The sequence below is a fragment of the Phocaeicola sp. RTP21198st1_B8_RTP21198_201120 genome (genome assembly GCF_040929485.1).
In the GTDB taxonomy this organism is placed as follows: Bacteria; Bacteroidota; Bacteroidia; order Bacteroidales; family Bacteroidaceae; genus Phocaeicola; species Phocaeicola dorei.
Genome location: NZ_JBCOCI010000558.1, coordinates 1 through 1,037 on the forward strand (window position 1 = coordinate 1; position 1,037 = coordinate 1,037).

Here is a 1,037-nt window from a genome sequence, read left to right on the forward strand (position 1 = left end):
GTGTTAAGCTCTTGTATGTTGATGCCGTAACGGGCTATTTTGCCACGGTTGTATTTCACTACCAATTGAGGTAATCCCATCGTCTGCTCAACGATGACATCTGCTGCTCCCGGCACTTTTTCTACAAAAGTAGCTGCTTCTTTGGCTCTTTCATATAATTCGTGCGTGTCTTCTCCATATAATTTGATGGCAATATCTGCTTTCGCTCCCGTCATCAGCTCGTTGAAGCGAAGCTGTATCGGTTGCGAGAAGTTGAATTCGGCACGTTCGGAGAGCGGAGCAAGTGCATCTTTCATTTTATCCACCATTTCTGCACGGCTTCCGGCACTTGTCCATTCTTTGAATGGTTTCATGATAATCATCACATCGGCGTCTTCCACCGCCATCGGGTCAGTGGGAACTTCCGCCGTTCCTATTTTGGCTACAACATGTTTGATTTCAGGGAATTTATCCATTAATGCTTTCTCTGCTAAGCGGGATACTTCGATACTTTCGGTCAGCGAACTTCCTGCGGGTAGTGTCATTTGCATGGCAAAATCACCTTCGTCCAAAGTGGGAATGAACTCTGCTCCCAGGCGGGTAAAGAGAAAAAGTGAACCGATCAGCGCGGAGAAGGCTATGATGACGGTACGCCATTTGTAACGAAGACAGGCGCGCAGGGTGTGCTGGTAGATCTTGTTCAGTTTCTCGAAGAAGCGGTCGGCAAGGGTGGGTTTCACAACAATGGTATGCTTCAGAAAGAGGGAGGCCATCATAGGAACATAAGTCAGTGAAAGAATTAAGGCTCCGATAATGCAGAACACAAGTGTTTTGGCCATGGGGGTGAAGTATTTCCCTTCAATCCCGTTCAATGTAAGGATGGGGAAGAAGACGATAAGGATAATCAACACTGCAAAAGTGGCCGAACGTGCAACGCCGGAAGCTCCTTTTTCCACTTCTTTGTCCATCTCTTTGCGGGTCAGTGTGCGGCCTCGGAATTGTTTTCCGTAAATGTGGGCGAGGATACCTTCCAATATAACGATAGAGCCATCTACTAC

The 1,037-nt window shown here is 47.3% G+C and carries 1 protein-coding gene; it reads right to left on the reverse strand.

The genetic code is table 11. The features are described 5' to 3' along the window. A partial coding sequence (locus tag AB5935_RS28075) for an efflux RND transporter permease subunit (protein WP_368328112.1) occupies window positions 1-1,037 on the reverse strand: 1,037 nt, incomplete at both ends.